Source organism: Microbaculum mangrovi (genome assembly GCF_051390635.1).
GTDB lineage: Bacteria > Pseudomonadota > Alphaproteobacteria > Rhizobiales > Tepidamorphaceae > Microbaculum.
The window spans coordinates 360569-381267 of sequence record NZ_JBPODT010000002.1 but is presented as its reverse complement, the minus strand read 5'-3'; the positions used below and the strand labels follow the sequence as shown (position 1 = coordinate 381267).

The following is a 20699-nucleotide window of genomic DNA, read 5'->3' as shown; positions in this document are numbered from 1 at the left end:
TTGGCTCCGACCGCGCCGTGATCCGCCCGAGCCGCCCAGATCGCACGGCAGACCGCATGGCCCCGGGATTCGATCCACCGCGACCGCGCTCACAACCGCGCGACCTCGGAAGCAACGGGATGGTTCTTGAATCCGTTCGTTCCGACGGGCCGGAGCAGTGAACGCCACCAGCCTTCGTGCTCGAGATACCAGGTGACCGTCTCGCTCAGGCCGGCCTCGAAGCTGTGAGCGGGATGCCAGCCCAGCTCCTTCTCGCCCCCCGACTGGTCCACAAGGCAATAGCGATAGTCCTCCGAAGGCGCCTCATCCGTCCCCGCGATCAGATCGCGGCGGCGGCGGCCGTCCGACAACGGACCCACGTGGTCGTCGACCAGATCGGCAATCGCGGCGGCGACCTGGCGATTGCTGCGGTGAACGCTTCCGCCGATGAGATAGGGGCTGCCGACCTGCCCGCGCTCAACAACCGTCACAAGGGCCTCGGCGAGGTCCTCGACGAACAGCCAGTCGCGAACGCTGTCGTTTCCCACGAGGTCCGGCAGATGCTGGCCGGTCGCCGCACCGACGATCGCCCGGGGGATCAGCTCGTCAAGCGATTGATAGGGGCCGAAAACATTGCTGCACGTGGTCACCAGGACCGGAAGGCCGTAGGTGTGCCCCCAGGCGCGGACGACATGATCGCCAGCGGCCCGGCTTGCCGAATAGGGCGAGAGGGGGGCGTAGTGCGCCACACCCGAAAACGCCGGATCGCGGGCGCCGAACACTTCGTCGGTCGAAACGTGCAGGAAGCGGAAGCGAGCCCGGGCCGCCGGATCGAGCGTCTCGAAGTAGGCGGTCGCGGCCTGCAACAGACGCATCGTGCCGATGGTGTTCGTTCTGAGGAACGCCTCGGATTCCGCGAAGGGCCGGTCGGTCCTGGTCTCCGCGGCGAGATGGATGACGCAGTGCGGCCTGAACTCCTGGAATACCGACTCGAGCAGACGCGTGTCGCACACGTCGCCGATCCGCAACTCGTACCGCGGATCGTCCAACACCGATTCCAGCGTCGAGGCCGAGGCCGCCGAACTCAACCTGTCGAGATTGAGAACCGAATGCCGGCTGCGCGTGATCAGATGGCGCACGACGGCGCTGCCGATGAAACCGGCGCCGCCGGTTACCAGCACCCGCAGCGGCGGCTGCGCAGTTCGCGCCTCGCCGAACGTTCGCGTATCGGTCAACCGAACATGACGCAGCGCGGGCAACGCGCGATCCCTGTCCGAGACAATCGGCTCACGCCCGCCCAACGGCCAGTCGATCGCGAGCTCCGGGTCGTCGAAGGCGATCCCTGCCGCGTGATCGGCCGAATAGTAGTCGGAGGTCGCGTACACGACTTCCGTATCGGTTTCGAGCGTGCAGTATCCGTGGGCGAAACCGGCCGGAATGAACAGCGCCTCGCCGCCCTGGGCAGTCAGGACCGTCGAGACATGGCGACCGAATGTCGGCGAGCCGGGCCGTATGTCGACCGCGACGTCGAATATCGAGCCACGCACGACGCGAACGAATTTGTCCTGAGCGCGCGGCGCCTTCTGGAAATGGAGACCGTGGATCGTGCCGGGCCGGGCCGATACCGACCTGCTCTCCTCGACGAGGTCCACATCCAATCCGGCTTCGGCGAGCAATTGGCGGCGCCAGGTCTCTCGGAGCTGGCCCCGCCAGTCGTGACGCTGAAGGATGCGGAAAAGCCGGATCTCGGGAAACGCCGAGCCGGGTACGCTTGAATCACACCGCACCGCTCCGCTGGTCATGAATTCCTCGCCGGCATCGGCGGCGCTAGACGTCTCGTCTGGCAGAACGGTGAAAGCCGGCTCCATAGTCACTCCAAACCAGTAACGCAGCCCACGCGAGGGACTGCTTCCTAGTCAATACGACCGGCCCGGCGAATTTGCGTCTTGGGAATTCGGAGGAGTTCAGTGCTTTTCGCAGTCTGCCATAGACCTATTGGGCAGTTCTTCGCAGCCGCACTAAGCCTTACGGTAAAAATCAACTCGGTTGCGGGCCTTAGGCTCGGTTTCTGACACGCCGGTTCACCGCGGCTTCCGGCGGCTCGTCGGCTTGCCTTTCTTCCGGGAGGGGTCTGTCCTCCCGGCGGGCATAGACTTGGCCGCGCTTTTTTTCTGCTTGCCCGGATCACGCAACTGACCAAGCACTTTGCGCATATGCGCCTGAACTTTCAGCAAGTCAAATAGTTCCGGCACGACAATTCTTCCGAAATGGTCGTTTAACCGCATCTATTTTGATCAGGAACTGTATGCTGCCTCGTTCCGCACCATTTAAATAGCTTACCCACTATCCATTGAACAGTTGTTCGGCCTTCCGATGCGCGATTACCTTCTGTAAAGGTTAATTGCTTCAGAGAAATTTTATCGGACTTGTCGGAATGGAATTCCGGGCCGCGCCGAGCCCGGGCCAAACGCCGTGGCCGGGAACCCGTCGTCCGCGCCGCCGCGACCGACCCAACCGCCCCCCAGCCGCCCCCTAACCGCCCGCGAATCGAACGAAAAGACGCCCACATCCCGGCGCGGAGTCCAATCACCCAATCGTCGTACCGCGCTACACCGTTCGCTGCGCGGTCGCCGCGCCCCGCTTTCGCGTCGAGTTGCCGGAGATTTGCCGGATGAGGGAATCAAAGTATTGAACGTGCAATTCAATACTTGGCCAATCAGGCTCGACGGAGCGCTATCGGATGCCCCGTTACTTCTTTCACATTCGCGACGACGGCCTGCTTGTCACGGACGTGGAAGGTGTCGAGCTGCCGGACATACCGGACCTTGAGGAACGGTTGCTCAGGGTGGCCAGGGAGGTTCTCGCCGAAGACGAATGGAAAGCGGAGCTCACGGACGGGCGGTCGTTCGAAATCGTCAACGAGGAAGGACGGACGATCCTAATCGTCCCGTTTCGAAATCTGCAGTTCCTGCCCTGACGGGACGGCATCCGCCGATTGGCTGAAATACGATCGGCCGTGACCTCAATTTGGGCAGGTTTGGCTATTCGGGAGGCGTCGCGGCTCGTTACTTCGCCGCCTGTGAAAACACGGGCCGAGAGCACTGCCGCCCGCTTCACGCGTTTGAAGCCTTGCGCGCATTCGGATTAGCCGGGATCCACATTCGAGGTACCCCGCTACCTAACCCTTTTGACGGAAATTATAGCCGATAATTTAACGGCTTTTTAAGAAATTTCATATGCTGCCTAAGCACCTTTAGTGCTATTGTTCCTAAGAGGCCTCTCACGAGTACTGGTAATAGTGCTGGCTTGCAAACGACAGCTTTTGCGTGTGCCGGATGGCGGACTGAAGAGATAGACCGGTGGGCATATGAGGGGAATCCAGTGGATATGGAACTCAGGGACGAAAGACTCCTGAAGGAAACTCATTACGGCAACCAAGCAGAAACGGACGTGTTGACAGAGGGGCCTGTCCTCTTTGTGGAACCCAGAAAGCTCGTTCGTCAGTGTTTTGAAGAATGTTTTCGTCTTTCTTCCGTGCGGGAACGGATTTTGGCCATCCCGAACATCGCCGAATGGACCCGGATCGCCGGGAACCGGCCGATACCTTCGGCCATATTCCTGTATCTCCCGCTAGCGACCGAAGTCCGGGCCGAGATGGAGAACACGAAGGCCGTGTTTTCCGACTGCGACGCGGTCCCTCCGGTCATCGTCGTGGCGGACGAGGAAGATCCCGCGCACGTTCTCGACGCCCTCGATGCCGGCGTCAAAGGCTACGTGCCCTCGAGCGTTTCGCTTGAAGTGGCGATCGAGGCGCTGCACCTGGTGCTGGCCGGTGGAACCTATGTGCCGGCAAGCGCTCTCATTGCGTCGCGGAACATGGCGAAAAGCGGCGCGGACGCATCCGAGCATTCGCCGCATGCGATGTTCACCGATCGGCAGTTCGCCGTCATCGAGAAGCTGCGCGAAGGCAAGGCGAACAAGATAATCGCCTACGAACTGAACATGCGCGAGAGCACGGTCAAGGTTCACATCCGCAACATCATGCGGAAGCTGCGCGCGACCAATCGCACGCAGGTGGCCTATCTCTACCAGACGATGCTCGAGGAGAACGCGGGCGGGTCCGGAAATCACACGTCGCGTGGTTCGAAAATCGGCGCCTGACGGGAGCGCGTGCCCGTCCGAACGAGCGGTCACGGCCGCCGGGCGCGGACGTTAGGGGACGACGATCGAAGTCCCCCCGAGGCACCGGGAGGCCCAGAGGGAAAAGGCCGCCCCGGCGACCAGGCCCCATCACGGTTCGCGCAGGAATTCCGAGATACACCCAGATTCCGGGATGCACCCAGAGCGGGGGATAGGCCGGTCGATCCGCCGGGCAGTCCCCGCGCGCTGAGGGGGACGGAAACCCCGACTTCATGGACGTGACCAGGCGCGCATCGGCGATACACAGCTTGTTTTCCACCTGTTTCCCACTGGTTTTCCACAGCTTTTTAGCGAACGCCGCCTGGGTCCCGGCGCGGCTCGAGGGGCCGGCCGGGGGCCGCCATTCCGCCGTCCGAGTGGCCACGTGGATGCTCCCTTTTCGGCAATGCGGCACGGCGTCAATGCCGCCAATTCGACTGCCGAAATTGTGGGCACAGCCGTTCCGAAGCGTCCATTCAAACCAGTGCGGCGCCCCCAGGCGGGACCTCCGGCGACGAGAGACGGTTCGGCAAGGCGGGGCACCCGGCACGACCTTTGAACCGCTTTGGTCAAATGGGGAGTGTCGCCAGCGAATAAGAATAGGGGCATGATCCCCAATGGCATATTGGCCTTCGGCCGCCCTGCCGGCTTCATAGCCTTGAATATGGCGCCGTAAGGATCGCCGGAAACACGGGGGCTGGGAGCCACAGGGGCTGGACGAACGGATCGAACCCGGGCAAGCCGGGATGTCCGCGGACAAACTTTCTAGCCGAAACCGAAGCGAGGTCGAGGAATATGGTTTTCAAGAAGTACGGATTGATCCTGGGAGCGATGCTCGCCAGCTTTCCGCTGGCGGCGGAAGCAGCGGGACCGAACGCCCCCGTCGCGAGCAACGGCGAGGAGGCCGCGCCGGTCAATATCGGCCGAAGCCGCGTAACAAGCGCCTATGAGGGCACGAGCCAGACTCCTTCCGAGAAGGCCATCGACGACGCCCTGGCAAGCATGAAGGGCGGCGAACTGTCTTCCGAGAAACTCGAGTGGCTGGCGACGCTCACGCCGATGGGCGCTCCGATCGGAACGGAATCGATCATCGGCCGCGACACGCGCCGGCCGGTCGCCAACACAACGAGATTCCCCTTCCGCGCGGTCGTGCTGATCACATTCTCGACGCCGGACGGCGGCGCACGTTGCACGGGCTGGATGGTCGGCGACGACACCGTGGCCACGGCGGGACATTGCGTCCACGAGGGGAACGGCGGCTCCTTCTACTCGACGTCGAGCTACGAGATCACGCCCGGGTATACCGGATCCTCGGCGCCCTATGGCAGCTGCAATGCCACGAACCTGTACACGGTCAGGGGCTGGGCCAGAGGCGGCCGGGACGATTACGACTACGGCGCGATCAAGCTCGACTGCGATATCGGCAAGACGGTGGGCAAATTCGGGTTCTACTGGACCACGAACAGCAGCTCGCTGAAGCGGCGGGTGAAAGTCACCGGGTTCCCCGGCGACAAGCCGATGACGATGTGGTTCAGCAAGGGCCGTGTCACGGTCGTGCAGAAACGCCGCGTGTTCTACAAGAACGACACCACCGGCGGCATGAGCGGATCGCCCGTCTATCACGGAAAGAGGGGCTGCGGCCCATGCTCCATGGCGATCCACGCCTACGGCACCTATAACGGCCCGCCCTACAGCTCAAACAACCACGGCACCCGCATCACCCGCGCGGTTTACCGGAACCTGCATCGGTGGATAAACCGCTAGGATCCAACCTGGCCTAGCCAGAGAGCCATAGAAGGCCGGACGCTCATCGAGCGTCCGGCCATTTTCTTGCCCGGCGCACCGGAACCGTATCGCGGCGGATGCCGGGCGCGGCATCCAGGCAGTCCAGTTCCCGAGTTTGCCCCCGCCGGGCGCGATGCGGCAACGCTGCAGACGGCCCAGCACTGCGGACAGCCCAACACTGCGGACAGCCCAACACTGCGGACAGCCCAGCCGCCCCCTGCCCCGGATCGCGCCAGACTCGCGCGCCATCTGCAGGCCGGCGGTCGTGCGCGGATAGCTCCATACCGCCCCAGCGGTAAATTGGGGGCTCGAAACTTGGCCTCCATTTGGAGGCTCATACCTCATTTCGGCTTTATTAATACGTTATTTAATACCCTATCCAGCAATCCTGGCTATGCTGGCTTACTCGCTGTGAGGCCCGAGAGCACTGATTAAGCCATTGCAAGAACAGCGCTTTCGTCTATCAATGTGACTGTAAATCTCCCGTTGGGGGCAATAGTGGAGATAAGGAAAATTGAAACGGTACTACTTCCACGTTTCCGACGACTATACAGAGATCCGCGACAATGACGGCGTTGTTCTGCCCGACGACGAACACGTCGCCGACTTCTGCCGGGATTTGATCCTCGCCGTCGCCTCCGAGGATGGATGGCACAGCGAGGGATTTGTCGTGCGGACCATCACCGTCGCCGACGCCGACGGGAACGAGATACTGACGGTCCCGTTCGCGGGCGCGCTGCCCGGTCCGGCCAATGGCGAGCCCGCCGTCACGTCGAGGCGCACCGTTCACTGAATCCGGGGCCTGGTGCGCCGGTGGCCGTCCGCCTCGGCGGATCCGCCGGTCGGCGCCGCCCTTCACCACTTCCGCTCTGGCGCCGACATGCCTTCAGCCGGCATACGGTGCCCCGCGCGAACGGGCGACGCACGCATATTTTTGTTATATTCAGGCGGGCCAATCAGCCTGAAACCGGACTTGTATCCGAGTGGACTATTCGCGATGTCAGACCATGACGACCCGGACAACACCAAACAAACCGCTCGTCTGTTAAGCTCCACCCAGAAATACCTCCAGACGGAAAAGCTGAACGACTACAAGAGGCGCGTGTCTTTTGGCGACCTCGTAACCGACCGCTGGGAAAACGCCCGCGAATACGGTTTCGGTGAGGGAAGCTCCTGCTACGACAACGTGCTGATCCTGGGAGACGTCCGGGTCGGCGCGCATACCTGGATCGGCCCGAACGTCATTCTTGACGGGTCGGGCATGGGGCTGACGATAGGCAGCCACTGTTCGATTTCCGCGGGCGTCCAGATCTACACCCACAACACGGTCCGGCGTTCTGTAAGCCTGGGCAACGAGCCGGTCGACTACGCACCGACCGTCATAGGAGACGGGGTCTATATCGGGCCGAACACCGTCATCGCGATGGGCGTGACGATCGGCGATTGCGCCATTATCGGAGCGATGTCGTTCGTCAACGGCGACATCCCCGCGCGCAAGTCGGCCTGGGGGTGCCCGGCGCGTATCGTCGGCGACGTCCCGGACTAGCGAGGCCCGCGGGCTAGTAGCCGCCCTTGTGCGCCATGTATTCGCACTTGTTGAGGACAACGCCGAGAACGTTGGTGAAGGCCGCCAGTTCCCGCTCGCAGGCCTCGATCTCGGAGACCTTGGTCTTCCCTGCCGCGGCGACCAGAAGTACGCAATCGACATTCGACGCGAAGGCGAGAACGTCGCCGCTGTCGAACACCGGCGGCATGTCGCACACGATCACGTCGGGCTGCAGTTCCTCGTGAACCCTGGCGATTGCGGCGCGCGCGGACGGGCTTTGCAGCAATCCGGTCGGGTCGGCGACCATGCTCTCGGTTGCGGCGATCGCCAAGGCATCCTGCCAGGACACGAATATGTCCTCCACGGTCGCGGCGCCGGAGAGGAATTTCTCCATGGGAACCGGCGCCTCGAGCTTGAGATACTTCGCCATGCTGGGGCGACGCAGATCGAGGTCGAGCAAGGCGACGTGCCGATCCGCCATTCTCGCCATGCTGAAGGCGAGATTGATCGTCACCACCGATTTGCCGCACCCCGCCGTCGGCGACGTGACGATAATCGACCGCCAGCCGTATTCGCGCATCAGCCGCAAGACCTTGGTGCGCAGAACCTCGAATGCCGCGTTCGCAGGCTCGAAACGCGATCCAGTCACTATCCGATTGTCCCGCAGCGCGGAGAAATCGGGCTTGAACCGCTTCAGGCCGGGCCATTTCACGGGGCCAGAACGACCGTGCACCGTACCGAGGTCGCCCGGTTCCGCAATCTGCAACGGTGCAATGGCGCGAACGTGTTCCATGTCGGCTTTCCGGCCCCCTGTTCTATTCGACCGCTGTTTCAACGGAGCTCTGCTGCGACACCGGGACCGCCTGTCCGGGCATGTCGCCCCTATCAGCCGACGGTAGACCCTGCAGACCAATCAGCACCGCGACGGCGGGCAGCAGACCGGCCGCCAACTTCCTGCGCGGCGGCTCCGTCGGGCTGCGAATGTAGGGCACCGCGACGAGCGGCTCGCCCTTGAAGACACGACCGATATCGGTCGGACGATAGATCGCCGCCCGCCAGAATTCCAGGAGCAGGACCACGGCAAGGCCGAGGAAGAATCCGCCGGCCGCGCCGCCGGCGGCGACGTAGCGTCGCCGCGGTCCGTAGGGCCTGTCCGGCGCCACGGCGGGTTCGATGAGGGTCAGTTTCTCGCCGATGGACTGCTGGGCGATCCGTGCGCCGACCGTGGCGTCGGCCAGTCGCGTCTGGGCGTCGTTGTACTGGGACTGGATGGTCTCGTAGTCACGCTGCAGCCGCTTGAGTTCCGCCTCGTTCTCGACCGTCGCGCCGATCGTCCGGTCGAGATCGGCCAGGCTCTGCTTGATCGAGTCCTTCTCGGTGGCGAGAAACTTGAGCTGGTTGTCGATATCGACCAGCTGGAGCTGCAGCTCCGCGGGCATGCCGACCGGATCGGCGTCCCGTGCCGCCGCGGCGCGATTGGCCTGCGCCTCGGCCTCAAGCGATTCGATTCGCTGGCGCAGCGCGATGATATTAGGACTCGTCTCGGCGAAGATGGCGCGTTGCTCGGTCAGCGCCCGCCGCAGGTCCGCGATCATCTGGTCTTCCGGCGTGGTCAGCCCGTCGACCCCCGAGCCGCTCGAATGCGCGTAGATCTGCTTCAGGGTGAGCCGCCGGTTTCGCAGGGACTCCTCTTCCCGCTGGATCTGCAACAGTCGTTCCTGCTGGTTTGCCAGTTGGGCGCGGCGGAACTCCAGACTGTCCGGCAGTGCGTCCCTGTGATCGTTGGTGAAGGTCGAGATCTGGGCCTCGGCCGAGGACAATCCGGTGGCGAGGCGGTCGACGTCCTGGCGAATGAACTCCAGCGCGTCGGTCGCGCGCTCCTTGCGCAGCTTCGCATCGCCTTCGAGGATCTTCGCGGCATAGGCATTGGCCACGCGCGCGGCGAGAACCGGATTGCTGGCCTCGAAGGATACGGCGAAGATCAGGGCGCCGCTGCGCCCCCACTGCGAATTGGAATAGAGCGGCTGCAGACTAGTGCGGCTTCGCATGTCCGCGGCGATGGAGGATTCATTCAAGGCCATGACATCGGGATAGATGTCGAGCGATCGCGCCATCGAGAGAAGGCTTTCGCGCGTGGTCAGCCGCTGCTCCATCACCTGCAGCTGTTCGATGGTGTCCGTCGGCACGACCGAACGGGCCACGTCCGAGGAAAGCCGCGGCGATTCAATCAGGATCTTGGCGACCGCCATGTAGGTCGGCGTCAAGGACAGGGCCACGATCACGCCGATCACCCCGCCGATAACCGTCATCGCGATGAAGAACGGCAGTCGTCGGAAGAACATCCAGGTGTAGAACTGAAGGTCGATCTGGCCCATGGATCCGATCTACTTGCGGAAAAAAGCCGCTGCTCCTGCGCCGGCAGATTCCGCGACCGCGGACACCCGCCGTGCCCAACCAAAACCGACGCTGGCCGGATTGGGTCGCTGGCCGGATTGGGTAATTGGATATTCGCCGAGGGCCAGTGTGAAGAAAACCACGACATAGGTTCGAGCCGCCATCCCGGTCATCCGCCTTTTGGGGAGGGGGCTAGCCATGTGGCGGGACCGCAAGCCCATTGCGTCTGCGCCGTCGGACGAATTGAGACGCCGCTCCCGCGCGTGGAAAATGCTTTTATTCCGGTCCGGTATTCCACCATCCCAGCGTTCCACCATCGAGGTCGGTGATGAGGTTCCCGTTTCGCATCCGCCAGGCCGTCATCGCCGCGCTTTTCGGCGTTCTCCTCGCCGCGAACGTTTCGCCGGGCGTGGCGGCGTCGTTCAAGCTTGCGCCCAACACCAAGGTGCAGGTCACGATCGTCCAGTGGAACCCGAGCAAGGCCGAGTATCAGCGCTGGGACGCCCTCGGCGGCACCTTCGTCGTTTCGCCGGACATGACGCTCGCGCTTCCCATCCTCGGCTCGGTCGACGTGACCGACCGGAGCGGTGCCGATATCGCGGGGCATATCGCGCTGGCGCTCAAGGAGAAGGTCGGGCTTCTCAGCGCGCCGGAAGTCACGGTCGAAGTCGTGGAATACCCGCCGATCTACGTCGTCGGGGCGGTCAACCAACCCGGCGAATACGCCTATCGCCCCGGCCTCACCGTGCTGCAGGCCCTCGCCCTCAGCGGCGGGCGGTATCGGACCGCCGAGCCCGGGGGCAAGGACGTCCTGTCGCTCGCCGGCGAACTCGACATCCTGCGCGCCGACGAACTCCGTCTGATCGGGCGTATCGCCCGGCTGGACGCGGAACTGGCCGAAACCGCCGAGATCACGTTTCCGCCCCAACTAACGGCGAATCCGAACCGGTCGCTGGTCGAACAGATCGTCAATATCGAGACGCTGATTTTCTCGGCGCGCGAGAACGAGACCGACAGACAGCTTGCCACGCTATCCGAACTGAACGACCTGTATGATCAGGAGCTGAGCACCCTCCAGGCGCGGGCCGAGGCTGGCGACCGCTCGGTCGCGCTCGCCCAGAAGCAGCTGGATGGCGTGACCGAGCTTTACCGCAAAGGCGTGTCCACGCTCTCGCGGCAGGCGGATCTCGAACGGGTTGTCGCCGGATTGCAGGTCGAGAGGCTGGTCGACGACACCGAGATGATGAAGGTCAGGCAGAACAAGAGCGAGAACCGGCGCCAGGAGCTGAACGTTCAGGACCAGAGGAAGACCAACCTTTCGCTCGAACTGCGGGACGCGCGCGCGGAGCTGGACCGGGTGAAATCGCGGCAGTTCACGGTCGAGAGCCTGCTGATGGAAGTCAGCGGCGGCGCGGCACCGGTGGAGACCAGCGCGGAGGCCGAACTCGTGTACGCGATCGTCCGGCACGAGGCCGGCGAGCCGGTCGCCCGGCAAGCGAGCGAATCGACGTACCTGGAACCTGGCGACGTCGTGAAGGTCGAGCCTGCGGGCCGCCCCTCCGAGACCGAGCCCGGCTCGCTCCTTTCCGGCGCGCCGTCGACCGGAACGCGGTCGGGCCAGACCTCCGGCGGCCCCGTCCCGCTTCCCAAGCCCCGCCCGGCCGGCACGTCGTGACCGCCTCCGTCTAACGGGTCACATATCGCGGTTCGACTGCCACGTCGCGGCATCGGTCGCGACCGGTCGCGCGCCGCTGAGAGCTCCAATCTCATTCACAGGCAAGCAACTCCACAACGGACCGCTCAGCGCGCCCGTCCCGCGCAACACGGGGCTGCGGTCGTTCCAGGAGCTCGCGTGGGCTTGGAGAGGCGGGCGCCGATGAGACGGGCGCCAGCGAAGCGGCGCCAAGCGAGTCGGCGCTGGAGAAACGGCGCTAGAGAGGCCCGGCGAGGCGGCCCTAGAGGAGGGGAATTCGGCCCCACTGAGGGGCGGGCCGCGACCGGTCGCGGCCGGATAGAGGGGTCAGAAGCCGGTCCCGCGGACGACCACGCCAACCGTCGAGACCATGATCGCCAGATCGACGCGCAGCGACTTGATCTCCTCGTACGCGTCGTCATAGGCCGCGCGCGAGGCGAACGTGCCATCGTTGCGCGCGCTGATCTGCCAGAGCCCGGTGAGGCCGGGCCGCATCAGAAAATAGGCGTGGCCGGGATAAAGGGCTTCCTGGTCCGGCAGCATGGGGCGCGGCCCGACTAGGCTCATGTCGCCGATCAGCACGTTCCAAAGCTGCGGCAGCTCGTCGATGGAATGCTTGCGCATGAACTCGCCGAGCCGCGTGACGCGCGGATCCCGGCGCAGCTTCTGTGTCTCGTGCCACTCCCGCGCGGCTTCAGGATTCTGTTCGAGATAGTCCACCAGGAAGCGCTCGGCGTCCGGCACCATGGTCCGCAACTTCCAGAGCTTGAACGTTCTGCCGTTCTTGCCGAGCCTGTCCTGGCAATAGAACGCCTTCCCTCCGTCGCGCCGGACCAGCAGGGCCAGCGACAAGACAACCGGTATGGAAATCGGGGCGGACAGAAGCACGGCGCCGATATCCAGCGCGCGTTTCGCCAGCGAGTAGGACCGCTTTCGTCGGGACCTTCGAAGAATACGCCCAGATCGATTCGCGCCGAACGCAATTGTGTCCGGCCCCGTATTCATCGATGTGCTCACCGATCGCCCCTATGGTCCACTCTACAAAACACCAATGCCCCGTATAACAACTCACTTCTATTCGTTTATTTGTCGGCTTCAAATATCCAACAACGATGAATTATGCCGACTTTATTCAACACGCCGCCTGCTCTTGAGCATATCAAGGCGGTTTTTGTCACTGCATCTAATAGAATTGATTACGCAACCTTTGCCGGACCTACGCAATTGACCTGTGAATTATCCAATTTACGCTGCCCCTTACCCAATTGGAGGAATGACCGTTCCGCCGCCCCGGCCCAGGTCCCGCTCCGGCGCCGAGCGAGCTTTCGTTTGCGGCGAGGCCGGGACGGCGTGATTTCGAAGGGGGTAGCGGAAACCCGGCTTTTTGGCCGGATGATCAAGTCGCGCGCGCGGGGCCGGCGGGGCAATCTGCGCCGGGTTGGCCAAGACCTTTCCCGGGAGGGATTCGGCGTGGCCGTTTGTGACTTGAGGGTGGTCGTGGACGAAATCCGACAGCCGATGCACGTCTCCGTCAGCACGGGCAAACACGCCCGCACCACCGCGATTCGGGCGGCGCGCGCGTAGATGGCCGTCACCGAATCACGTGCACCGGAATCAGGCGCACCCGAATCAAGGGCACCGACTGGGAGCGCGGCCGAAAGCTACGGCCAGATCCTCCGGTCGACGGCCCTGATCGGCGCATCCTCCCTGATCAATGTCGGTTTCGGCATCATCAGGGCGAAGGCCATGGCGGTCCTGCTGGGCCCGGCCGGCGTCGGCTTGATCGGCATCTTCAATTCGCTCTCGGACCTCTGCTTCACGGCCGCTGGAATGGGCGTTCAGGAGAGCGGCGTGCGGCAGATCGCAAGCGTGCGATCATCGGGTGACGACACCGGGATTGCCCGAACCGTTTCCGTCGTGCGCAGGCTTTCGCTCGTCCTGGGACTCGCCGGCGCGGTGCTGCTGGTCCTGGTCTCGCAACCGCTGGCCGACCTGACCTTCGGCGAACCGTGGCGCAGCGGCGCCATCGCGATGCTGGGAATTGCGGTGGGCCTGCGCATCGCGACGGGCGGACAGATCGCGCTGCTGCAGGGCATGCGACGGGTCGCCGACCTGGCAAAACTGGGCGTGCTGTCGGCGTTCTTCAGCGCGGTCATCGCGATCCCCCTCGTTTACTGGCTCGGCGAAGACGGGATCGTTCCCTCGCTGGTCGGAATGGCGGCGGCGACGCTGCTGACATCCTGGTGGTACGCACGCAAGGTCGGCATACAGACCCGGCGCCTGCGCATCTGGGAGATCGCGGAAGAGGCATCGCCGCTGCTCAAGCTCGGCTTCGCCTTCATGGCAAGCGGCCTGCTGACCGCCGGCGCCGCCTACCTGGTCCGGCTTATCGTTCTTCATAATTCGGGGGTGGACGAGGCTGGGTTCTATCAGGCGGCGTGGGTGCTCGGCGGCATCTATGCCAGCTTCATCCTGCAGTCGATGGGGGTCGATTTCTATCCGAGGCTAACGGCGGTGGCCGATTCCGACGAGGACTGCGGCCGGCTGGTCAACGAGCAGGCGCGCGTGAGCCTTCTGCTTGCGGCCCCGGGCGTCCTCGCGACCCTGACATTCGCGCCGCTGGTCATGATCGTCTTCTACTCGGCCGCTTTCCAGCCCGCCTCGGACCTGCTGCGCTGGATCTGCCTGGGCATGATGCTGCGTATCATCGCCTGGCCGATGGGCTTCATCGTGCTGGCGCGCGGTGCCCAGAAGATCTTCTTCTGGACCGAGGTCGCGGCGACGACCGTCAATGTCGGCCTGGCCTATGTTCTCGTCCGCGCGATCGGGCTGGACGGCGCCGGCATGGCGTTCTTCGGCCTCTACGTCTGGCACAGCGTTCTGATCTACGTCATCGTGCGGAGGATCGCCGGCTTCCGCTGGTCGGGCGAAAACGTCCGTCTGGGCGTGGCGATGCTGGCGCTGACCGCCGTCGTGTTCGCCTCCACGGAGATGCTGCCGACGGTCCCGGCGATGGCGATAGGATCGGTGACCACAATCGGATGCGGCGTCTATTGCCTGCGCTCGCTGCTGTCGATACTGGGGCCGGACCATGCCCTGGTGCGCAAACTGCCGCGGTTCCTGAAGTCGGCACTCTGACTCCCAGTGCGGTTCGCTATGCCTGGTCCGCTGCGCGTCACGGCACCGCCGTTGCCGGGCGGCGTCTTATGCGGCGCCGGTGGATCTCTTCTGGGCGGCGATCGCGTTGAAATCCTCGCTCAGCGCGGCACCGAGCCAATATCGCGACTTTCGCCGCAGATAATGGCCAAGCAGGCCGTGGGCCGACCGCGCCGTCTCCGCCGACCACGCACGATCCCGCATGGCGATCGCCGAGGCATAGACCTTTTCCTGAACGTCCGCGGCCCGCGCGAGGCTGAAGCGATCGACCACCAGATCGCGGCCGAACGCGCCGAGCGCGCGCCTTCGGTCCGGGTCGGCGAGCAGAGGCCCGAGCTCGGAACATAGCCGGTCGGCTCCCACCGCGATCCCGTCGTCACCGACGGGAAACGCAAGATCGCCCAATCCATACCAGCCGCCGGCAAGGAATTCGTCGACAGTCTGCGGCGTGCACAGCCGCCAGAACCCGAGCTCCCCCTGCACGATCAGCGGCTTTCCGAACGCCATGCCGCGCAGGGCCGATCCGCCCATCCCGAGCACGATGTCGGCGGCGGCATAGGCCGCGCGGGGATCCATGAGAGAGCCGGTCAGGACTACGGCGCGTCTCCCGGCGCGCGCATTGGCCATCCGCGCCCGCTCGGCAAGTTCCTCCCTGACCGGGCCATCCCCGATGATGGCCAGCTCTACGGGGAGCCCCCGCCCGGCCAGGGAGCCGGCCGCGTCGCAAGCGGCAAGCAAACCTTCTCGTTTCAGTTCGCTCGATAGGCGTCCGACCACAACGAGCAGAACCTTGTCCGGATCCAGTCCGTACGCGGACCGGAACGCCGCTCCGTCGACCGACGGAGCATTCGCGCCGGTGTCCACCGGCGGCTCAAGCAACGTCACGGCGGTATGGCCCGCGGCGACGGCCGTCTTCCTGATATCGTCGGTCCCCACGACCAACGGCATGGTTCTGGGCAGGAAATGCGCCACGGCCATCGACATGACCGTACAGACGAGAGGCACCTGCTGGAAAAGGTGCGGACCGAAATACAGCGCCATCGCGGGCGGCCACTCATAGCCGTGAACGACGTCGATCCCCCGGTCGCGGATAACCTTCTTCAGGAAACGATGCGTGCGAAGCGACATATGTCCCCACTCATCGGGGAGCGGGATGTGATCCACGCCGAACTCGCGGACTTTATCCACAAGTGGGCCCGATCCGCTGACAACGGCGACATCGTGCCCCCTGTCGCGCACGGCCGCGGCCAGCTCGATCGCATTGAGCTGCGACCCGCCGATCTCCATCGAATGAGGAAAAACCAGAACCTTCAATGCGTTTCCCTCAGCGTCTGCACCGCGGGGGACAGACCGATCGCGGCGACAATCTCCTCGGCACGCCGTTTCCAGGAGTGTTTTTCGGCAAAGGCGCGGCGGCGGCGCGTCATGTCCTCGCTCGACGCCTCTCCGGCGGCTTCCCTTATGGCGCGAACGAATTCGCCAGGTCCGTTTGCCACGCGGACAAGATCAGAATCCAACCACTGCGTCGCCGGAAGATCCGAGGATACCACCGGAAGTCCGGCGGCGAGATATTCCAGGGTCTTGAGCGGAAACGAGGCACGGTTGAAGGGAATGTCGGCATAGGGCGTCAGGCCGACGTCCATCAGCCGCAAATAGCCCGGAAGCTCCTCGAACGGGCGCCGCCCCACCCATTTCACGCGGTCCTTGGCGATCAGCGCGGCGAAGCGCTCCGGCTCCCAGGTCGGACTGTAGGGGCCCACGAGCAGCAGGGAACAGTCCGACTCCGAGATGGCCTCGAGCACATCGATATCGATCCGCGCCGACAAATGGCCGACCAGGCCGGCCACGGGCGACGGAAGGGCGACATCCGGCGCCGGAGATACGGTCTCCAGCTTCCGATAGGCATCCACTTGCACGCCATTCGGAATGAGGTGGACATTCGCGCCCATCTCCGACCAGCGGTCGAACAGGACCCGCGATATCGCCACGACGACGTCGGCATTGTCCAACTGCCGCTTTTCGCTGCGCAGGAGCGCGCGGCGGCTCAGGCCCATCAGATCCGCGCCGGCGGCATAGTCGTCGGTGCCGTAGAGGACGCGGACGACATCGGAGCCCCAGCCGGTCAGCACATCGTCGAGAGAGCACGCCATGACGGCGGCCGGCGTGGCGCCGAGCTTGTCCAGCGCCCACCGGATCTGCGTCCTGACCAGGAAGCCGGTCGTGGCATTGATGCCGGGGCGCGTGTAACCGGGGATCGCCGTGGGCGTGAGCCGAACCAGACCGGGGATGCCGGGCCGGAGCCTTGGCCATGGCACCGCGCCGACCTCCTGCCTGCGACGGACGGGGGTGAGAAACGTCACCGGCGGATCCACCCACAGCACGGTGGCGTAGCGGGTCAGCTCGGTGGCGACATGGTGATCCGAGCCGCGGATACCGCCCCAGGACGTTCCTGCGCAAACCACTATCAGCGGGAGATCACGACGCACCGCGGCACTTGCCATCATCAATCAACGCCCAGTGTCCCGCCTGATCCGATCGGCGGACGAGCCACGATGCGTTCCCAAACGACCGCCGGTTCCTAGGAACCGTCCCTTAAGAACCGGGACTTCACCAAGGGGCAGCGGAAGATCGCATCCGCCCCCAGCTCCGAGCATAGGCGCGCCTGTCACCGTTTTCTTTAACCTCGCTGAAGCCTGACCACGCTCCATCGCCGTGTGCTTCGTAAAACCGAGAGCTACACCTACGCCTTTTCCGACGATCCCGCTTCCCGGCGGCCTCGCCCTCCGAAGGTCCCAGGGGCTTGAACTCTGCGACCAAACCGCTTTTTGACACGGATTTCTCAGTCACAACTGTGACGTTAGGGCAAGAAACAAGCCGCAAGCAACGTTTCTCCCGGCGTTCCGGCACTGCAATTAGGCTATCAAGGAAATTTGATTTCCGCCTTAAGTCGAAAGACCGACGGCGAATGGATTAGCCGGACCACCGTTGCCCAACGACAACCCGCCGAACAGGGTCAGAAGCGAGGGGCCGGACGCCACCAGGCTCGATACCGTCCAAACCGTTGCGATCGTCCGTTGCCCCCTCCCCGCTCGCGCGCGGGGTACCGGTTCGGGTAAGCCGTTCGGGGCCACTCCTCAGGGCCACTCCTCAGGGCCGCTCCTCAGGGCCGCTCCTCAGGGCACCGGAACGGTGCCGCCGGTATGATCCCAGAAATTGCCCGACCAGACGTTCCCGCTACCGCGCCGATTGAAGGCGGTTCCATGGCCGTAATAGCCTGACCTGCTGTAGAAGATATTCGAGAACCGGTTGTTCGTGATCTTGATGTTGTACGAGGACCGGTCGCCGGATCCTTCTCCGCCGTAGACCGTATAGCCACCGCCGGCGACAAGATTGCCAACGATCGTTCTGTTGGCCTCGATCCCGAAGTCCTGGAACAACCCGATCGCATCGGTCTGATCATGGGGATTGAAGATCGTGTTGCGCTTCACGAGCAGATGGCCGGACGATCCATTGGACGTGATGCCATTCAAATGATCGCCGGATTCATATCTCAGGTCGTGGATGAAGTTCCTGATAATCCGGCCGCGCCCCATCTGAATGCCTGTCGACGTTCCGTAGATATTGCAGCGGCTGATCGTCGTATTCTGCGCGTCGCCGTAGATATCCTTGATGCCGACCATCAGCCTGCGCGCATCTTTCGCCGGGCCAATTTGACACCGCTTGATCCTGGTATTGTCTGCCCTTCTGATCGCAATTCCGAACGATTCTCCACCGACAAGCACGCGAACGTTCTGGATGAGCACGTTGTCGCCAAGCACATCGACGGTTCCCTTTACGATAAAATTCCGGAAAACCGTCTTGTCCCCATTGATCTGAACGAAGCCGCGCGAATCCCAGTGCCAGCCCGGGCCGCTTCGGACCTGATCCGGGATCGTCTTGAAGCGCACCCGTCTTACGATCCGCCGGCCGTCCCTTCTTTTTCTTACGATTTTCTTTTTCAGACCGGTGTTTCTGTTGCCGGGATAGCCGCAACTGGCCGGTTTCGGCGCACAATCAAGTTTCACTTCGGCTGCCACCGCTGTTTGGGGCGCTCCGAAGGATAGCGCTGTGAACAAAACAGCCGGAGATAGCCCGGCGCACAGCTTTCCCAACCTGCCGGTCGAGCACGTTACCGCATACATGTCTGTGATCTTCCTCTGCTCCCCGCCCGCAAAGGTCCCCGGTTCCAGTATTACTTACTGACTGCCTCTTCACGGTTAACGCTAGACGGACCGCGTGTTTAAATTTTGCGGAGGGAATGGCATTTTTCGGGCAGGCCTCCGTTGCGGCAGCAGAGGCGCGCCGGCACCGCGCAGGACACTCTCGCAGAGGGGCGCCGGTCGTACAAACGACGGGTTGTCCCGCTCCGGGCTACGTCAAACGTGCGTCCGGTTCCTCCCTAAAGCGACCAGCACGTATCGACGTCGCCAGCTATAGTCGCGGAGTTCGAACATAAGACCGGATCGATGACGCCCTCAACCGCCCTCACCAAGCGAAGGCTCCCGCGCGTTTCGTCTCTCGATGGCACGCAGCCCCTCGACGACACGCAGGGGACAGACGCGGGCGGCCTGTGGTCGCGTGGGGCACGGCCGGTCGACCTGACGCACACCGCCAGCAAGCCGCTTTCGATATTCGTCGTGTTGTTTCTCATTGGCCTGCTCGTCCCCTGGGAAATCTACATCGGGCCGATGCGCCTGTCGGGCTACCGGCTGGTACTGATCATTACCACCCTGCCCTGCCTGATGATGTGGATCAGCGGGCGCGCCGGCTCCATTAGGCTGCCCGACATCGCGGTCCTGCTCTACTGCGCATGGGGAGCGATCAGCCTGATCGTGCTTCACGGCTTCTCCGCCGCCTGGCAACCGTCGGGCATATTGTTCATCGAAACGGCCGGCACCTATCTGCTGGCGCGATGCCTGATCCGCACGCCGGACGACTTCTACAAGATGGCCAGGGTCCTGTTCTGGATCGTGATCGCCTTGATTCCCTTCGCACTCATCGAGGCGTTCACGCACGTGAACATCGCGATGAAGCTGTTCTCCGCGGTGATGCCGAGCTATCCGGTGAGCGAGGCGGAGGCCCGTTGGGGGTTGCGGCGCGTCCAGAGCGTATTCGAACACCCGATTCTGTACGGGGTATGCGCATCGAGCGCCGTCGCGATGACCTTTCTCGTCCTCGGCTACGGCCAGCCACTGATGAAGCGTGCCTTCAAAGCCGGACTCGTGGCCTTCGCCGCGTTCCTGTCCCTGTCCGCCGGTCCGATTACCGCCGCGTTCGCGCAACTCGGGCTCGTCGGCTGGGATACCGTGCTGAAAAGCAATCCCTACCGGTGGCGTCTGCTGCTGCTTGGCGTGGTGGCGATGTGGCTGCTGATTTCGGCCGTTTCGAACCAGTCGGTGCCCGCCTTCTACATCACGCATTTCTCGTTCGATCCGGCTTCGGCCTATTTCCGGATCCTGATCTGGGAGTTCGGCACCAACTCGGTGGCCCACCACCCGTGGTTCGGCACGGGGCTGGGAGAGTGGCTGCGGCCCGACTGGATGCCGCCGAGCATCGATATGTTCTGGCTCACCCATGCGGTGTTCTACGGCCTCCCGGCGGCCTTGCTGATGGGCTTGCTGTTCTTCTCGAGCTTCGTCTCCGTCGCGCTGAAGGCCAATCTTCCCGACAAGGTACTGGCGTATCGAACGGCCTATCTGATCTGCATGACGGGCTACTTCCTGGTCGGCTGGACGGTGCACTTCTGGAATGCGTCCTATGCCTTGTTCATCTTCCTTATCGGTAGCGGTATCTGGGTGCTGGACTACAAGCAGTCCCAAGCTTCGAACAGGGAAACCAGGTCGAACGAGGCGACGCGAATGCACAGCTTCACACCGATCCCGTTCCGCGGGCATGATCGCTCGGCGCAGTAATCGTCACGTCGGCGAC

Annotated in this window: 16 protein-coding genes; 8 read left to right on the top strand and 8 right to left on the bottom strand. The window is 63.6% G+C overall.

Translation table 11 applies throughout. From position 1 onward, the window contains the following. Window positions 1–89 precede the first annotated feature (89 nt). Complete coding sequence (rfbC, locus tag ACSF9G_RS08210) at window positions 90–1847, bottom strand: dTDP-4-dehydrorhamnose 3,5-epimerase (RefSeq protein WP_436640352.1); 1758 nt, start codon at window positions 1845–1847, stop codon at window positions 90–92. Window positions 1848–2719: 872 nt separating this feature from the next. Between rfbC and ACSF9G_RS08205 the strand changes: the two genes are divergently transcribed. The 5 genes from ACSF9G_RS08205 (at window position 2720) to ACSF9G_RS08185 (ending at window position 7489) form a co-directional block, all read left to right on the top strand. Beyond that, window positions 2720–2956: a DUF6894 family protein gene (locus ACSF9G_RS08205; protein WP_436640350.1), complete on the top strand. Its 237-nt coding sequence runs from the start codon at window positions 2720–2722 to the stop codon at window positions 2954–2956. Between the two features lie 410 nt (window positions 2957–3366). Next, window positions 3367–4140, top strand: a complete 774-nt coding sequence (locus tag ACSF9G_RS08200; protein WP_436640348.1) for a LuxR C-terminal-related transcriptional regulator — start codon at window positions 3367–3369, stop codon at window positions 4138–4140. A gap of 813 nt (window positions 4141–4953) precedes the next feature. Beyond that, window positions 4954–5922, top strand: coding sequence for a trypsin-like serine peptidase (locus ACSF9G_RS08195; RefSeq protein WP_436640346.1), 969 nt, complete (start codon window positions 4954–4956; stop codon window positions 5920–5922). Window positions 5923–6457: 535 nt separating this feature from the next. Continuing rightward, the gene (locus ACSF9G_RS08190; protein ID WP_436640344.1) at window positions 6458–6736 is read left to right on the top strand and encodes a DUF6894 family protein; all 279 of its coding nucleotides are present in this window, start codon (window positions 6458–6460) and stop codon (window positions 6734–6736) included. 204 nt (window positions 6737–6940) lie between these two features. After that, a complete protein-coding gene (locus ACSF9G_RS08185; protein WP_436640342.1) occupies window positions 6941–7489 on the top strand; it encodes an acyltransferase in 549 nt (182 codons plus the stop codon). Between the two features lie 13 nt (window positions 7490–7502). On the opposite strand, the gene ACSF9G_RS08180 is transcribed toward ACSF9G_RS08185, so the two are convergent. Genes ACSF9G_RS08180 through ACSF9G_RS08170 form a run of 3 tightly spaced genes read right to left on the bottom strand, consistent with a single transcriptional unit; the run spans window position 7503 to window position 10047 of the window. After that, window positions 7503–8282 (bottom strand): CpsD/CapB family tyrosine-protein kinase, encoded by a 780-nt coding sequence (locus tag ACSF9G_RS08180; RefSeq protein WP_436640340.1) that lies wholly within the window; start codon window positions 8280–8282, stop codon window positions 7503–7505. Window positions 8283–8304: 22 nt separating this feature from the next. Beyond that, complete coding sequence (locus ACSF9G_RS08175) at window positions 8305–9864, bottom strand: GumC family protein (protein ID WP_436640339.1); 1560 nt, start codon at window positions 9862–9864, stop codon at window positions 8305–8307. 9 nt (window positions 9865–9873) lie between these two features. Beyond that, window positions 9874–10047, bottom strand: a complete 174-nt coding sequence (locus tag ACSF9G_RS08170) for a hypothetical protein (protein WP_436640338.1) — start codon at window positions 10045–10047, stop codon at window positions 9874–9876. Window positions 10048–10211: 164 nt separating this feature from the next. On the opposite strand from ACSF9G_RS08170, the gene ACSF9G_RS08165 reads away from it, so the two are divergent. Beyond that, window positions 10212–11558: a polysaccharide biosynthesis/export family protein gene (locus tag ACSF9G_RS08165; RefSeq protein WP_436640337.1), complete on the top strand. Its 1347-nt coding sequence runs from the start codon at window positions 10212–10214 to the stop codon at window positions 11556–11558. 345 nt (window positions 11559–11903) lie between these two features. Here the strand turns inward: ACSF9G_RS08165 and ACSF9G_RS08160 are convergent, their stop codons facing one another. Beyond that, on the bottom strand, window positions 11904–12581 hold the full coding sequence (locus ACSF9G_RS08160) for a sugar transferase (protein WP_436642090.1): 678 nt from the start codon (window positions 12579–12581) through the stop codon (window positions 11904–11906). A gap of 579 nt (window positions 12582–13160) precedes the next feature. Between ACSF9G_RS08160 and ACSF9G_RS08155 the strand changes: the two genes are divergently transcribed. Next, complete coding sequence (locus tag ACSF9G_RS08155; RefSeq protein WP_436640336.1) at window positions 13161–14714, top strand: O-antigen translocase; 1554 nt, start codon at window positions 13161–13163, stop codon at window positions 14712–14714. A 66-nt stretch (window positions 14715–14780) separates the two neighbouring features. On the opposite strand, the gene ACSF9G_RS08150 is transcribed toward ACSF9G_RS08155, so the two are convergent. The 3 genes from ACSF9G_RS08150 to ACSF9G_RS08140 form a co-directional block, all read right to left on the bottom strand. Next, a complete protein-coding gene (locus tag ACSF9G_RS08150) occupies window positions 14781–16046 on the bottom strand; it encodes a glycosyltransferase family 4 protein (protein WP_436640335.1) in 1266 nt (421 codons plus the stop codon). Further along, window positions 16043–17236 (bottom strand): glycosyltransferase, encoded by a 1194-nt coding sequence (locus tag ACSF9G_RS08145; protein ID WP_436640333.1) that lies wholly within the window; start codon window positions 17234–17236, stop codon window positions 16043–16045. Before ACSF9G_RS08145 ends, ACSF9G_RS08150 begins: the two co-directional genes overlap by 4 nt. 669 nt (window positions 17237–17905) lie before the next feature. Beyond that, the gene (locus ACSF9G_RS08140; RefSeq protein WP_436640331.1) at window positions 17906–18913 is read right to left on the bottom strand and encodes a right-handed parallel beta-helix repeat-containing protein; all 1008 of its coding nucleotides are present in this window, start codon (window positions 18911–18913) and stop codon (window positions 17906–17908) included. 324 nt (window positions 18914–19237) lie between these two features. Here ACSF9G_RS08140 and ACSF9G_RS08135 point away from each other — a divergent pair, with 324 nt between their 5' ends. Continuing rightward, the gene (locus tag ACSF9G_RS08135) at window positions 19238–20683 is read left to right on the top strand and encodes an O-antigen ligase family protein (RefSeq protein ID WP_436640329.1); all 1446 of its coding nucleotides are present in this window, start codon (window positions 19238–19240) and stop codon (window positions 20681–20683) included. Window positions 20684–20699: the final 16 nt, after the last annotated feature.

Excerpts from the sequence above, each read along its gene's own strand:
- ACSF9G_RS08160 (WP_436642090.1), bottom strand. The coding sequence starts at position 12,581 with ATGAATACGGGGCCGGACACAATTGCGTTCGGCGCGAATCGATCTGGG.
- ACSF9G_RS08195 (WP_436640346.1), top strand. The coding sequence starts at position 4,954 with ATGGTTTTCAAGAAGTACGGATTGATCCTGGGAGCGATGCTCGCCAGC.
- ACSF9G_RS08180 (WP_436640340.1), bottom strand. The coding sequence starts at position 8,282 with ATGGAACACGTTCGCGCCATTGCACCGTTGCAGATTGCGGAACCGGGC.
- ACSF9G_RS08185 (WP_436640342.1), top strand. The coding sequence starts at position 6,941 with ATGTCAGACCATGACGACCCGGACAACACCAAACAAACCGCTCGTCTG.
- ACSF9G_RS08155 (WP_436640336.1), top strand. The coding sequence starts at position 13,161 with ATGGCCGTCACCGAATCACGTGCACCGGAATCAGGCGCACCCGAATCA.
- ACSF9G_RS08140 (WP_436640331.1), bottom strand. The coding sequence starts at position 18,913 with ATGTATGCGGTAACGTGCTCGACCGGCAGGTTGGGAAAGCTGTGCGCC.
- ACSF9G_RS08200 (WP_436640348.1), top strand. The coding sequence starts at position 3,367 with ATGGAACTCAGGGACGAAAGACTCCTGAAGGAAACTCATTACGGCAAC.
- ACSF9G_RS08170 (WP_436640338.1), bottom strand. The coding sequence starts at position 10,047 with ATGGCGGCTCGAACCTATGTCGTGGTTTTCTTCACACTGGCCCTCGGC.
- ACSF9G_RS08135 (WP_436640329.1), top strand. The coding sequence starts at position 19,238 with ATGACGCCCTCAACCGCCCTCACCAAGCGAAGGCTCCCGCGCGTTTCG.
- ACSF9G_RS08205 (WP_436640350.1), top strand. The coding sequence starts at position 2,720 with ATGCCCCGTTACTTCTTTCACATTCGCGACGACGGCCTGCTTGTCACG.
- ACSF9G_RS08145 (WP_436640333.1), bottom strand. The coding sequence starts at position 17,236 with ATGATGGCAAGTGCCGCGGTGCGTCGTGATCTCCCGCTGATAGTGGTT.
- ACSF9G_RS08165 (WP_436640337.1), top strand. The coding sequence starts at position 10,212 with ATGAGGTTCCCGTTTCGCATCCGCCAGGCCGTCATCGCCGCGCTTTTC.
- rfbC (WP_436640352.1), bottom strand. The coding sequence starts at position 1,847 with ATGGAGCCGGCTTTCACCGTTCTGCCAGACGAGACGTCTAGCGCCGCC.
- ACSF9G_RS08175 (WP_436640339.1), bottom strand. The coding sequence starts at position 9,864 with ATGGGCCAGATCGACCTTCAGTTCTACACCTGGATGTTCTTCCGACGA.